Origin of the sequence: Citrobacter sp. CK202 (genome assembly GCF_030333225.1) — a bacterium.
Lineage (GTDB): Bacteria > Pseudomonadota > Gammaproteobacteria > Enterobacterales > Enterobacteriaceae > Citrobacter_B > Citrobacter_B koseri.
This window is the reverse complement of record NZ_JAOWGI010000024.1, coordinates 158,854-172,378: the sequence shown is the minus strand read 5'-3', so window position 1 is coordinate 172,378 and position 13,525 is coordinate 158,854. Positions and strand designations below refer to the sequence as shown.

The following is a 13,525-nucleotide window of genomic DNA, read 5'->3' as shown; positions in this document are numbered from 1 at the left end:
GCTTCCTTAAACTTCTTTACGGCAGTAGTCTGACATTGTAGCGGGTCAGGCTGGCAACGGAAAATAACATTTTCATCACGCTTTACTATTTTATCGTCTGAAGCCTGAAGTTGCATTCTAAATATCTCTTATCCACTTAAACAGTATGGAATTGTTTATCTGTTGACCCGTTTCCGCTTTTGTTGCTGCTTTTTTTTGCACTCAATAACGAAACGCGATTTTAGATGACAAAAGCTATTAACTTCCGGGGATTTTATAGATTAGAATCGATGCGTTTTGTAAATCATACGCAGGCATGAATTCGACCTGCCCTTAACCAGAGGATTGCTCAGTGGCGCGGATAAACCGGATCTCGATCACGCTCTGTGCTTTGCTTTTTACCACGCTCCCTTTTACGTCAATGGCGCATGCTTCCCGGCAAGCCAGGGCGACGCCTGCCGCGCATGTCACGAAAACGGCAGATAAGCAGAAGAACACAGCGACCAGCAAGAAAAAAACGAAGACTGCAAAAAAAGCCGTGAGTAAAACCCAAAGTAAAACGGCCTCCACATCGAAAAAACGCATTGCCTCCCCTGCGAAAACCACCAAAACCGCAAGCCGTCGTAGCAAACCCGCCACCACACAAACCGCCGCCGTAACCTGGACGGAAAAATGTACGCCGCGCAAGGGTCGTAAGCCGCATTGTGTCAAAGTAAAAGGCGCCCCGCTTGCCATTGCTGATGCGCATAAAGCGAAAATGCAGAAAGCCACCAACACGGCGATGAATAAATTAATGAATCAGATTGGCAAACCGTATCGTTGGGGCGGAACGTCTCCACGAACCGGTTTTGATTGCAGCGGTCTGGTTTATTACGCGTATAAGGATCTGGTGAAATTCCGCATCCCGCGTACTGCAAATGAAATGTATCATTTGCGCGATGCCGCGCCGATTGAACGTGGCGAACTGAAAAATGGCGATCTCGTGTTCTTCCGTACCCAGGGTCGCGGTACCGCCGATCACGTTGGCGTTTACGTTGGCAACGGCAAATTTATTCAGTCTCCGCGCAGCGGTCAGGAAATACAGATTACCTCTCTTAGCGAAGATTACTGGCAGCGCCATTACGTGGGCGCACGCCGGGTCATGACGCCGAAAACCATTCGATAAAACGTTACCCTGTAGTATGGCTACAGGGTAAGTTCTTCTTTTGTATCACCTTTCAATTTGCTACCCTATCCTTACGTACAATAAGGTTATTGTGCGCACCTAATATAAATATAAGGAGAGAAGCAATGTCGTTTGAATTACCTGCATTACCGTATGCCAAAGATGCTCTTGCACCGCACATTTCTGCTGAGACGCTGGAATATCATTACGGCAAACATCATCAGACCTATGTGACCAACCTTAACAACCTGATCAAAGGCACGCCGTTTGAGGGGAAATCACTGGAAGAGATCGTTCGCAGCGCTGAAGGCGGCGTCTTCAATAACGCGGCACAGGTCTGGAACCACACCTTCTACTGGAACTGCCTGGCGCCTGATGCTGGCGGCGAACCAACGGGTAAACTGGCTGACGCCATTGTCGCGTCCTTCGGCAGCTTTGCCGATTTCAAAGCGCAGTTCACCGACGCCGCAATTAAGAACTTCGGTTCCGGCTGGACCTGGCTGGTGAAAGGGACGGATGGGAAACTGGCTATCGTCTCTACGTCGAATGCCGGTACGCCGCTGACCACCGACGCCACGCCGTTGATGACCGTTGATGTGTGGGAACATGCCTACTATATCGACTACCGCAATGCCCGTCCTGGCTACCTGGAGCACTTCTGGGCGCTGGTAAACTGGGACTTTGTGGCGAAAAACTTCGCAGCATAAAGAGAATAACGCAGAAGGGAGTCCCTTCTGCGTTTTAATGCTGGCGCTTAGCTCGCCACGCAAACGTCTTCAGGCTGTCTGCGCGCAGAGACAAAGACCAGCAACAGCGCAAGCCCTGCCACAATCGCCCCCATCACCGGTACGAAGCTGTAGCCCAAACCACCGGAAATCACTGCGCCCCCCGCCGCTGCGCCAAGCGCATTACCGAGATTAAAGGCACCGATATTGACCGATGAAGAGAGACCTGGCGCTTCGCTGGCAACCCGCATGACGCGCATTTGTAAAGGCGGAACCACCGCGAATGTCGCCGCCCCCCATACCACCATGCTGATAGCGGCGCCCACTTCATTGCGCGCCAGGAACGGGATCGCCAGCATAATCACCATCAGCAGCAGCAAAAATCCTTTCAGGGTGCCGTTAACCGAACGATCCGCCAGTTTTCCCCCCAGGTAGTTACCGATAGAAAAGCCAACGCCAATCAGTACCAGCATACCGGTAACGAAAGCAGGCGTTGCATGCGTAATGCTGTGCAGCACCGGGGCGATATAGGTATAGAGCGTAAACATCGCGCCTGCGCCCAGAACGGTGGTCAGTAATGCCGATAACACCTGTGGTCGCAACAGCACCGCCAGCTCTTTGCGCACCTCAGGGCGCTCTCCCGCACCGCCTTTTGGCAACGAGAAAAAGAGGCTAATCATTGAAATTACGCCCAGCCCCGCCGTCGCCATGAAGGACATACGCCAGCCAATGGTTTCTCCCAGCCAGGTCGCCGCAGGAACACCGCCAATATTGGCGATCGTCAGCCCCATAAACATGGTGGCGACCGCGCTGGCCTGTTTATGTTTGGGGACGACGCTGGCCGCCACCACCGACCCCAGACCGAAGAAAGCGCCGTGATTCAGGCTGGTCAGAATCCGCGACAACATCAACGTAGTGTAATCCGGCGAGATGGCCGACAGCACATTTCCGAGGGTAAAAATCGCCATCAAAAAAATAAGCGCATTACGACGTGCGCGATGGGAAAGCAGCAGCGTCATCAACGGCGCGCCGACCATCACACCAACGGCATACGCGCTGATTAGCATTCCGGCCGCAGGAATCGAGACATCCACGCCGCGAGCGATAACGGGCAACAAGCCCATCGGAGAGAACTCGGTGGTTCCAATACCAAATGCGCCAATTGCCAGCGCCAGTAAGGGATAATTTATTTTCATACATCGACTCCGCAGCTTCGTGCCGTCACGGGGCACGCAAAAGAGTCAAAAGCATGACATCAATCACAAAACTAATAAAGTAAGCAAAATAGCAAAAGACTTTTACGATTTGGTTAAAAATGAGGAAGAAGAGAGAGGAAAGACAGAGGGAGAATGCTCTCCCTCAGAGGTAAATCAGTTCAGTGCGGCAGTCAGACCGCCTGCGACAATCAGGCCCAGCACAATAATGGTGGTCACTAACGAAAATTTCAGATCGGTGCTCATCAAGTTTTCTCCTTTTTATTCCCACACAAAAAGTGATATTGCGCATTTTTACACACTTGAATGCAAAAATCTCCCATGATTTATATTGATAAGCGCTTTTAACTCTTCCCCTTTTCGTCAAGATCAGACAAAATTCCACGCTTACTTGATTAGCGTACCGGCCATTGCCCCCTTCCTGATGTTCCGTGTCGTTTTCCCGGCGTGCCGCAACCCTGACGTTGCGATCAAGGTGTGTAAAGGCAAACGTTTACTTACAGTATTTTCAGGAGTTCAGGATATGGTCTGGAGTGAGATGTAATGGCAACAATTAAAGATGTGGCGAAGCGAGCAAACGTTTCCACTACAACCGTATCACACGTAATTAACAAAACGCGCTTCGTTGCGGAAGAGACGCGCAACGCGGTATGGGCAGCCATTAAAGAGTTGCACTACTCTCCCAGCGCGGTTGCCCGCAGCCTGAAGGTTAACCACACCAAATCGATTGGTTTGCTGGCGACCAGCAGCGAAGCCGCCTATTTTGCTGAAATTATCGAAGCCGTTGAAAAGAACTGCTTCCAGAAAGGATATACGCTGATTCTGGGCAACGCCTGGAACAACCTGGAAAAACAGCGCGCGTACCTCTCCATGATGGCGCAAAAACGCGTGGATGGCCTGCTGGTCATGTGTTCCGAATACCCTGAGTCCCTGCTCTCTATGCTTGAAGAGTATCGTCATATCCCGATGGTGGTGATGGACTGGGGCGAAGCCAAAGCGGACTTTACCGATACGGTCATTGATAACGCCTTTGCAGGCGGCTATATGGCCGGCCGTTATCTGGTTGAACGCGGCCACCGTGAAATTGGCGTGATCCCCGGCCCGATGGAACGCAACACCGGCGCAGGTCGTCTGGCTGGCTTTATGAAAGCGATGGAAGAAGCGCTGATAAACGTGCCGGAAAACTGGATCGTTCAGGGTGATTTCGAGCCGGAATCAGGCTACCGCGCGATGCAGCAAATGATCTCCCAGTCTCACCGCCCGACGGCCGTATTCTGCGGTGGCGACATTATGGCGATGGGCGCGTTGTGCGCCGCTGACGAGATGGGGCTGCGCGTACCGCAGGATATCTCGGTCATCGGCTACGACAACGTACGCAACGCGCGTTACTTTACGCCTGCGCTGACGACGATTCACCAGCCGAAAGATTCTCTGGGTGAAACGGCCTTCAATATGCTGCTTGACCGTATCGTCAATAAACGCGAAGAGTCGCAGTCCATTGAGGTGCATCCGCGTCTGATTGAGCGTCGCTCTGTCGCCGATGGCCCGTTCCGCGACTATCGCCGTTAATCCCCTTCTGCGGGAGCCTCTTCCGGCTCCCGTAACCACTCTTTATTCAGCGTTTCGCTGTCGCCCAGATAGTCCAGTAGCCAGGCCAGCGCGGGCGACGTGTCGTTCTGCTGCCACGTCAGACAGCACGCCGCATCAGGAAACGGATTCTCAAGCTGTAGCGCCACCCATTTCCCGCTGTCGATCCACGGCTTAGCAAAGTGGGTCGGCACCATTCCCACACACAGTCCCGCGGAAAGGCAGGTCGCTGAAGATTCCCAGTCCGGCACCACCACGCGTTTTTGATTATCCAGCAGCCAGGTGATGCGCTTCGGAAGCGTACGCGAGGTATCCTCCCGGACCAGCGACGGCCAGTTGCGCAACGTGTCGTCACTGAGCGGGCCAGCCATTGACGCCAGCGGATGATGGCGGGCGACCACGCAGCTCCAGCTCAGCATCCCCATATCGCGAAAGGTGTAGCGTCCTCCAACCGGAATGGCCTGCGTCGCGCCGATAGCCAGCTCCACGCGCCCGTCCGACAGCGCATCCCAGACGCCGTTAAATACTTCCTGAAATACCAGCAATTCCACATCATCAAAATGACGATAGAAATCAACAATCATCTGCCGGGTGCGCTCCGGCTTAACAATATTGTCGACCGCAATCGCCAGTTGCCCCCGCCAACCGTTGGCTATCTGCTGGCACTGCTGCCGGGTGATCTGCATTTTTTTGATAACAGAGCGCCCTTCCTTTAAAAACCATGCCCCGGCGGGGGTCAGTTCAACGTCCCGATGGCGTCGTTCGAAAAGCGGCACCGCCAGCCACTCTTCCAGTTGACGGACGGTGTAGCTCACCGCAGAAGGCACGCGGTGCAACTCCTGCGCCGCAGAACTAAAGCTGCCATTACGGGCAACGGCATCAACCACTTCGAGTGAATATTCTGACCACATATTCTGCCTGCAAAAATTTTGAATCCAGTAGCCAAATATTAACGTTTCACAAGCAGAATTTCACTCCCTACACTCAGCGGCAATGTCTTACTTCTGGAAAAGAGAAACAATTATGCAACCCGGAAAAGGTTTTTTAGTCTGGCTGGCGGGTCTCAGCGTGCTGGGCTTTCTGGCAACAGATATGTATCTGCCCGCGTTCGCGGCAATTCAGGCCGACCTGCAAACACCGGCGGCGGCTGTCAGCGCCAGCCTCAGTCTGTTCCTGGCCGGTTTCGCCGTCGCGCAACTGCTGTGGGGGCCGCTGTCAGATCGTTACGGGCGTAAACCCATTTTGCTGCTGGGTCTCTCCATCTTTGCGCTGGGCAGTCTGGGGATGATGTGGGTCGAAAGCGCTACCGGACTACTGGTACTGCGTTTTATTCAGGCGGTGGGAGTTTGTGCCGCTACGGTGATCTGGCAGGCGCTGGTGACGGATTATTATCCAACGCAAAAAATTAATCGCATCTTCGCCACCATTATGCCGCTGGTCGGTTTATCGCCCGCCCTTGCGCCTTTACTCGGCAGTTGGATCCTGACGCATTTTTCCTGGCAGGCCATTTTTGCCACGCTGTTCATCATTACGCTGATATTGATGCTGCCCGCCTTACGCTTAAAGCCAACAACAAAAGCACATGACCACAGCCAGGAAAAACTGACCTTCGCCAACCTGCTACGTTCACAAACTTATCGCGGCAACGTCCTGATTTACGCCGCCTGCTCCGCCAGCTTTTTTGCCTGGCTGACGGGTTCCCCGTTTATCCTCAGCGAAATGGGCTATAGCCCGGCGGTGATTGGTCTGAGCTATGTACCGCAGACCATCGCGTTCCTGGTGGGCGGTTACGGTTGCCGCGCGGCGCTGCAAAAATGGCAGGGTCAACAGCTGTTGCCCTGGTTACTGGTTCTCTATGCGCTGAGCGTGGTCGCCACCTGGGGCGCCAGTTTCATCAGCCATGTTTCGCTGACAGAGATCCTGATTCCATTCTGTGTGATGGCTATCGCGAACGGCGCGATCTACCCTATCGTGGTCGCCCAGGCGCTGCGCCCCTTCCCGCAAGCGACCGGACGCGCAGCAGCCTTACAGAACACGCTGCAACTGGGTCTGTGTTTCCTGGCAAGCCTGGTCGTTTCGTGGCTGATCAGCACGCCGCTGCTTACCACCACCAGCGTAATGCTGTCGACGGTGGCTCTGGCGGCACTGGGATACTGGCTGCAACTTCAGGCGCAGGAACCGGCCGCGCGCGCAGCAAACACCGAAGTTGCGCACAGCGAATCTCACTAAAAATGTTCAACAACAGGTAATTAGCTCGCTAACAATTTTCGGTTGTATCATCGAATTTTGAGGCCTATACTAAATTTCGGTTGTTAATATTACGATAATTATTATGCGTTAACGGGAACCGGAGTGTTCCCGTTTCACCACGGATGGCCTTTTCGGTAAGGGTTCCTCCCTTCCTCTGTTCTACGTCGGATAATAGACTCGCGGAATTATTCCGTGAGATTTCTCACAAAGCCCAAAAAGCGTCTACGCTGTTTTAAGGTTCTGATCACCGACCAAGTGATGGAGAAGCTATGAGTTCATCGTGTATAGAAGAAGTCAGCGTACCAGATGATGACTGGTATCGTATCACCAACGAATTGCTGGGCCGTGCGGGTATCGCCATCAATGGCACTGCCCCGGCAGATATTCGTGTTAAAAACCCCGATTTTTTCAAACGTGTATTACAGGAAGGATCGCTGGGGTTAGGTGAAAGTTATATGGATGGCTGGTGGGAATGCGACCGACTGGACATGTTTTTTAGTAAAGTCTTACGAGCCGGGCTCGAAAACCAACTCCCCCACCATTTCAAAGATACGCTGCGTATCGCGGGCGCGCGCCTGTTCAACTTACAAAGTAAAAAACGCGCCTGGATAGTCGGGAAAGAACATTACGATCTCGGCAACGATCTTTTCTCCCGCATGCTCGACCCGTATATGCAATATTCCTGCGCTTACTGGAAAGATGCCGACACACTGGAATCCGCCCAGCAAGCGAAGCTGAAGCTCATTTGTGAAAAACTACAGTTGCAGCCGGGTATGCGCGTGCTGGATATCGGATGCGGCTGGGGCGGCTTGTCCCAGTTTATGGCGTCCAATTATGACGTCAGCGTCGTTGGCGTCACGATTTCCGCCGAGCAGCAAAAGATGGCCCAGGAACGTTGCGCAGGTCTGAACGTTTCTATTCGGCTACAGGATTACCGCGACCTTAACGAGCAGTTTGATCGCATTGTGTCCGTTGGTATGTTTGAGCACGTCGGGCCGAAGAACTATAAAACCTATTTTGAAGTGGTCGACCGTAATTTGAAACCGGACGGTATTTTCCTGCTCCATACTATCGGTTCCAAAAAGACGGATAATAACGTCGATCCGTGGATCAATAAGTATATTTTTCCGAACGGGTGCCTGCCGTCTGTTCGCCAGATTGCGAATGCCAGCGAATCGCATTTCGTGATGGAAGACTGGCACAATTTTGGCGCAGATTACGACACCACCCTGATGGCCTGGTATTCTCGCTTTATCAACGGCTGGCCGGAAATTGCAGATAATTACACCGAACGGTTTAAACGCATGTTCAGTTATTATCTGAATGCATGCGCCGGGGCGTTTCGCGCCCGTGATATACAGCTATGGCAGGTGGTTTTTTCTCGCGGCGTCGAACACGGCCTGCGTATTCCCCGCTAATCCTGATAACCCCCGCGCTGCGGGGGTTTTTACGTCGGGTTACGCGTCGCCTGCATGCAGATTCGCCGCGCTTTCCCGTGCCGCCAGCACGCGCTCGACGGTGTCAACAACCGCCTGGGTTTGCGGATCAATTTCGATATTAACGCGAGCGCCCAGTTTTTTCTTACCCAGCGTGGTGCGTTCCAGCGTCTCCGGGATCAGATGAACGCAAAAACGCGTTGGCGTCACTTCCCCTACCGTCAGACTGATGCCATCGATGCCGATGAATCCCTTATACAGGATATATTTCATCAGCTGCGGGTCCTGAACTTTAAACCAGACCTGACGATTATTCTCAGAGGTCAGAATTTTCGAAATTTCAGCCGTGGTCATAATGTGACCCGACATTAAATGCCCGCCAATCTCATCGCTGAATTTCGCCGCACGCTCCACGTTAACGAGATCGCCGACGCTCAGATCGCCAAGATTGGTAATGCGTAACGTCTCTTTCATCAGGTCAAAGCTGATCTGATTACCGTTTATTTCAGTGACGGTCAGGCAACAGCCGTTGTGCGCCACCGATGCGCCCGTCTCCAGCGCGTCCAGCATGTGTTCAGGTAATTCCACGACATGCGTGCGGAAATTCGGTTTTTCATCAATCGACACCAGTTTCGCGGTGCCCTGCACAATACCTGTAAACATACCTGCAACTCCTGAAATCAGTTAATACATCTCTGCCCAGCACAATAGCAGGTGGAAAATCAGGTTGCCAGCAAAGCGCTAAAAGCACCTGTTTTTTCACTGGAGAATTACGTATTCCTCGCTACAATAGACTGAAATTTCCCCTGCATTTTCTTCTTGCTGCCATTTAAGGCGGCTTTTTTAGTCTCTCAAATAACAACAAATAATAGGTGTATACGTGCAGAAGTATATCAGTGAAGCGCGTCAGTTATTAGCTCTGGCAATACCGGTGATTCTTGCGCAAATCGCCCAAACCGCGATGGGATTCGTCGATACCGTGATGGCTGGCGGGTACAGCGCCACGGATATGGCTGCCGTCGCTATCGGCACATCTATCTGGCTGCCCGCCATTCTGTTTGGTCATGGGCTGTTACTGGCTCTGACCCCGGTTATCGCGCAGCTCAACGGATCTGGCCGCCGCGAACGCATCGCTCACCAGGTGCGACAAGGCTTCTGGCTGGCGGGCTGTGTGTCCGTTCTCATTATGTTTGTGCTATGGAATGCCGGATACATTATCCGTTCTATGCATAACATTGATCCTGCGCTGGCGGATAAAGCCGTGGGCTATCTTCGCGCGCTCCTGTGGGGCGCGCCGGGATACCTGTTCTTTCAGGTTGCGCGTAACCAGTGCGAAGGTCTGGCAAAAACCAAACCCGGCATGGTCATAGGCTTCCTTGGCCTGCTGGTCAACATTCCGGTGAACTATATATTCATCTACGGTCACTTCGGCATGCCGGAACTCGGCGGCGTGGGCTGCGGCGTTGCCACGGCGGCGGTCTATTGGGTGATGTTTATCGCGATGGCCTCGTATGTGAAACGTGCGCGTTCAATGCGCGATATTCGCAACGAGCGCGGATTCAGCAAGCCGGATACGGCGGTCATGAAACGTCTGGTACAGCTAGGTTTGCCGATCGCCCTGGCGCTGTTTTTTGAAGTCACCCTGTTTGCCGTGGTGGCGCTGTTGGTTTCACCGCTGGGTATTGTGGATGTCGCAGGCCACCAGATTGCCCTGAACTTCAGTTCGCTGATGTTCGTATTGCCGATGTCGCTAGCGGCTGCGGTTACCATCCGCGTGGGCTATCGACTTGGCCAGGGCTCAACGCTGGATGCCCAGACAGCCGCCAGAACCGGACTGGGCGTCGGGGTTTGCATGGCCGTTATCACCGCAATTTTTACCGTGACGCTGCGTGAGCCTATCGCCCTGCTCTATAACGACAATCCTGAAGTGGTCACGCTCGCCGCGCAACTGATGCTGCTGGCGGCGGTGTATCAAATTTCCGATTCGATCCAGGTTATCGGCAGCGGTATTTTGCGTGGTTATAAAGATACGCGATCGATTTTCTTTATTACCTTTACAGCTTACTGGGTGCTGGGATTACCGAGCGGTTATATCCTCGCGCTGACCGATCTGGTGGTGGATCGCATGGGACCGGCCGGGTTCTGGATGGGCTTTATTATCGGCCTGACGTCTGCGGCTATTATGATGATGCTGCGTATGCGATACCTGCAACGCCAGTCATCAGCGATTATTTTGCAGCGCGCTGCGCGATAAATCAGCAATAGCCGCCGGATGGCGGCTATTCTCTCGACATTTTGCGCGTTTCCTCTGCAATCGAGTGAAATCAGGAAGAAAATTACGTTTTCCCTCTTGCCTCATTCCGGCTCTGCCGCTAATATTCGTCCCCGTTGTCACCTGCAACATTGCGTTCATAGCTCAGTTGGTTAGAGCACCACCTTGACATGGTGGGGGTCGTTGGTTCGAGTCCAATTGAACGCACCATCCTGCGTCTGTAGCTCAGTTGGTTAGAGCACCACCTTGACATGGTGGGGGTCGATGGTTCGAGTCCATTCAGACGCACCATTCTTTATCCACACAGCACATTGTTCCCACAGCGCATTGTCCCCACAAATCTTTCCTGAATTCATGGTTTGACCGTTGTACAGACCAACAACCGCAACTGTCCCTTCACGCCTGCTGCCCTGATATTAATTATCTTACTGATTTTATTCTATTTAATAACCTGAAATTGCCGCTAACGGCAGCGCGCTCACACGCCTAAAAATGTAAATGATAATCATTATTGTGTTGCAAATGAGAAATATTGCTAATAATTTATTTCACGCAATTTCTCTTTTAACAATGGCAAGTGATTAATATCATGATAAAAAAGGCATATAAATTATCGCTTTTGAGTTCGCTTATTGCAGGGAGTCTGGCAATTCCTGCGGTACAGGCTGACGACATCAAAACAGCGGCAAACCAGAAAGCAGAACAAACAAACGCCAGTAACCCACCGGAGAAACAGGCTGCCCGCGACAAAGAAATAAACAGCGGCGAAACCATGGTCGTGACGGCCAAAGAACAGACGCTCCAGGCCCCCGGCGTCTCTATCATTGACAGCGAGGCCATTAAAAAACGGCCAATACAGCGCGACGTCGCTGAGATCATTCGCACCATGCCGGGCGTCAATCTCACCGGGAACTCTAACAGCGGACAACGCGGGAATAACCGCCAGATTGATATCCGCGGCATGGGGCCGGAGAACACTCTGATTCTGATTGACGGTATGCCTGTCTCCAGCCGCAACTCGGTGCGCTATGGCTGGAGCGATGAGCGCGATACCCGTGGCGACACCAACTGGGTGCCGCCAGAAATGATCGAGCGCATTGAGGTCATCCGTGGCCCGGCCGCCGCGATGTACGGCAGTGGCGCAATGGGCGGGGTCGTCAATATCATCACCAAACCGGCGACGGACGAATGGCACGGCAGTTTAAATACCTATTACAACTTTCCACAGCACAAATCCGAAGGCAGCACCAAACGCTATAACGGCAGTTTAAGCGGCGCGCTGGCGGATAATCTGACCCTGCGGGTCTACGGTAACTGGAATAAAACGCAGGCTGATGCCCAGGATATCAACGAAAACCACACGACCCCGCGTATCGGTTCTTATGCCGGTAGCTACCCCGCTGGCCGTGAAGGTTTTATCAATAAAGATATCAATTCAGCTCTGCGCTGGGAATTTATGCCGATGCAGGCGCTGGAACTGGGGGCCGGCTACAGTCGCCACGGCAACCTGTATGCCGGTGATACGCAAAACACTAACAGCAACGCGCTGGTAAAAAAATATTATGGCAAAGAAACAAACGTTCTCTACCGCCAGACGCTCAGCCTGAAATATACCGGCGCCTGGGACAGCGGCGTCACCACCAATAACTATGTGCAGTTTGAAAAAACGCGTAATACCCGCCTCAATGAAGGCCTCTCTGGCGGCATCTCGGGGATTTTCAGCCCGTCAAATGAAGGGTTCTCGACCATTTCGTTGTATGACACCAACCTGCACTCGGAAGTGAATATCCCGCTTGACCTGTGGGTTAGCCAGACGCTGACCTTTGGCGCGGAATTTAACCACCAGGCGATGAAAGATCCGTCGTCGAATACCGAATCCACCACCGGCGGGGGCTCGGTTCCGGGGATTGCCGATACCGGGCGCAGCAAATACAGCTCAGCGGATATTTACGGCATCTTTGCGGAAGATAACCTTGAACTGACGGACAGCACTCGTCTGACCCCTGCCGTTCGCTTCAACCACCAGAGTATTAGCGGCAGTAACTGGAGTCCGTCACTGAACCTCTCCCAGGAACTGGGCGGTGACTTCACGTTAAAACTGGGTATTGCCCGCGCATGGAAAGCACCAAACCTGTATCAAACCAACCCCAACTACCTGTTGTTCAGTAAAGGCCAGGGATGCTACGGCGGCGGCGCCTGCTATCTGCAAGGCAACCGCGATCTGAAAGCAGAAACCAGCGTCAATAAAGAGGTAGGGATTGAATATAATCATGATGAAGTGCAGGCCGGGCTGACCTGGTATCGCAACGACTACCATGACAAGATTGCAGCCGGTGACTCGGTTGCGGGCAAAGCCACCTCCGCAAATATTTATCAATGGGAAAACGTGCCAAAAGCCGTCGTTCAGGGGCTGGAAGGGACGTTCAATTTCCCGCTCGCCGATACGCTGAAGATGAAAAATAACTTCACCTATATCATCGAGAACAAGAATAAGAAGAGTGGAGATTACCTGTCGGTTATTCCCAAATACACCATCAACTCAACGCTGGAGTGGCAGGCCGCTAACGATCTGTCGGTGCAGGGTACGCTGACGTGGTATGGCCGCCAGAAACCGAAAAAATACACTTATCAAGGGAACCCCACTTCGGGCAGCGAAACCCGACAGGTATCGCCTTATGCGCTGGTGGGCATGAGTGCGACTTACGCGGTGACGAAATATGTGGATGTAACCGCAGGGATCGATAACCTGTTCGACAAGCGCCACTTCCGTGAAGGAAATGCCCAGACTACCGGTAACGCCACCACGGGCGCGTATCTGTGGGGAGCCGGTGCGAACACCTATAACGAACCTGGCCGCACCTACTACATGCAGGTGGGGCTACACTTCTGACGACCAC

At 52.9% G+C, this 13,525-nt stretch carries 11 protein-coding genes and 2 tRNA genes; 9 read left to right on the top strand and 4 right to left on the bottom strand.

What is annotated here, in order from left to right:
- Positions 1-331: 331 nt before the first annotated feature.
- The gene (locus OGX84_RS09080; RefSeq protein WP_049008644.1) at positions 332-1,144 is read left to right on the top strand and encodes a C40 family peptidase; all 813 of its coding nucleotides are present in this window, start codon (positions 332-334) and stop codon (positions 1,142-1,144) included.
- Between the two features lie 125 nt (positions 1,145-1,269).
- Positions 1,270-1,851, top strand: coding sequence for a superoxide dismutase [Fe] (gene sodB, locus OGX84_RS09075; RefSeq protein WP_110494293.1), 582 nt, complete (start codon positions 1,270-1,272; stop codon positions 1,849-1,851).
- Between the two features lie 47 nt (positions 1,852-1,898).
- On the opposite strand, the gene OGX84_RS09070 is transcribed toward sodB, so the two are convergent.
- Entirely contained in the window at positions 1,899-3,065 is a 1,167-nt protein-coding gene (locus OGX84_RS09070; protein ID WP_071258165.1) for an MFS transporter, read from the bottom strand.
- 174 nt (positions 3,066-3,239) lie between these two features.
- On the bottom strand, positions 3,240-3,329 hold the full coding sequence (gene cydH / locus OGX84_RS09065; protein WP_096753851.1) for a cytochrome bd-I accessory subunit CydH: 90 nt from the start codon (positions 3,327-3,329) through the stop codon (positions 3,240-3,242).
- Positions 3,330-3,626: 297 nt separating this feature from the next.
- Between cydH and purR the strand changes: the two genes are divergently transcribed.
- Entirely contained in the window at positions 3,627-4,652 is a 1,026-nt protein-coding gene (purR, locus tag OGX84_RS09060; protein WP_012132544.1) for an HTH-type transcriptional repressor PurR, read from the top strand.
- Here purR and punR read toward each other — a convergent pair.
- On the bottom strand, positions 4,649-5,581 hold the full coding sequence (gene punR, locus OGX84_RS09055) for a DNA-binding transcriptional activator PunR (RefSeq protein ID WP_012132545.1): 933 nt from the start codon (positions 5,579-5,581) through the stop codon (positions 4,649-4,651). The genes purR and punR overlap by 4 nt on opposite strands.
- Before the next feature lie 112 nt (positions 5,582-5,693).
- Here punR and punC point away from each other — a divergent pair, with 112 nt between their 5' ends.
- Together punC and cfa are read left to right on the top strand one after the other, a co-directional pair.
- On the top strand, positions 5,694-6,899 hold the full coding sequence (gene punC / locus OGX84_RS09050; RefSeq protein WP_112002407.1) for a purine nucleoside transporter PunC: 1,206 nt from the start codon (positions 5,694-5,696) through the stop codon (positions 6,897-6,899).
- Between the two features lie 290 nt (positions 6,900-7,189).
- Entirely contained in the window at positions 7,190-8,338 is a 1,149-nt protein-coding gene (gene cfa / locus OGX84_RS09045; RefSeq protein WP_112002406.1) for a cyclopropane fatty acyl phospholipid synthase, read from the top strand.
- 39 nt (positions 8,339-8,377) lie between these two features.
- On the opposite strand, the gene OGX84_RS09040 is transcribed toward cfa, so the two are convergent.
- Positions 8,378-9,019: a riboflavin synthase gene (locus OGX84_RS09040; RefSeq protein WP_012132549.1), complete on the bottom strand. Its 642-nt coding sequence runs from the start codon at positions 9,017-9,019 to the stop codon at positions 8,378-8,380.
- Between the two features lie 217 nt (positions 9,020-9,236).
- Here OGX84_RS09040 and mdtK point away from each other — a divergent pair, with 217 nt between their 5' ends.
- The 4 genes from mdtK to OGX84_RS09020 all read left to right on the top strand — a co-directional run bounded on the left by mdtK (position 9,237) and on the right by OGX84_RS09020 (position 13,518).
- Positions 9,237-10,610 (top strand): multidrug efflux MATE transporter MdtK, encoded by a 1,374-nt coding sequence (mdtK, locus tag OGX84_RS09035; protein ID WP_012132551.1) that lies wholly within the window; start codon positions 9,237-9,239, stop codon positions 10,608-10,610.
- A gap of 151 nt (positions 10,611-10,761) precedes the next feature.
- A tRNA-Val gene (locus OGX84_RS09030) sits at positions 10,762-10,838 on the top strand.
- Between the two features lie 4 nt (positions 10,839-10,842).
- Positions 10,843-10,919 (top strand) — tRNA-Val (locus OGX84_RS09025).
- Between the two features lie 298 nt (positions 10,920-11,217).
- Positions 11,218-13,518 carry a TonB-dependent siderophore receptor gene (locus OGX84_RS09020; RefSeq protein WP_012132552.1) on the top strand — a complete coding sequence of 767 codons (2,301 nt, stop codon included), beginning with the start codon at positions 11,218-11,220 and terminating at the stop codon, positions 13,516-13,518.
- Positions 13,519-13,525: the final 7 nt, after the last annotated feature.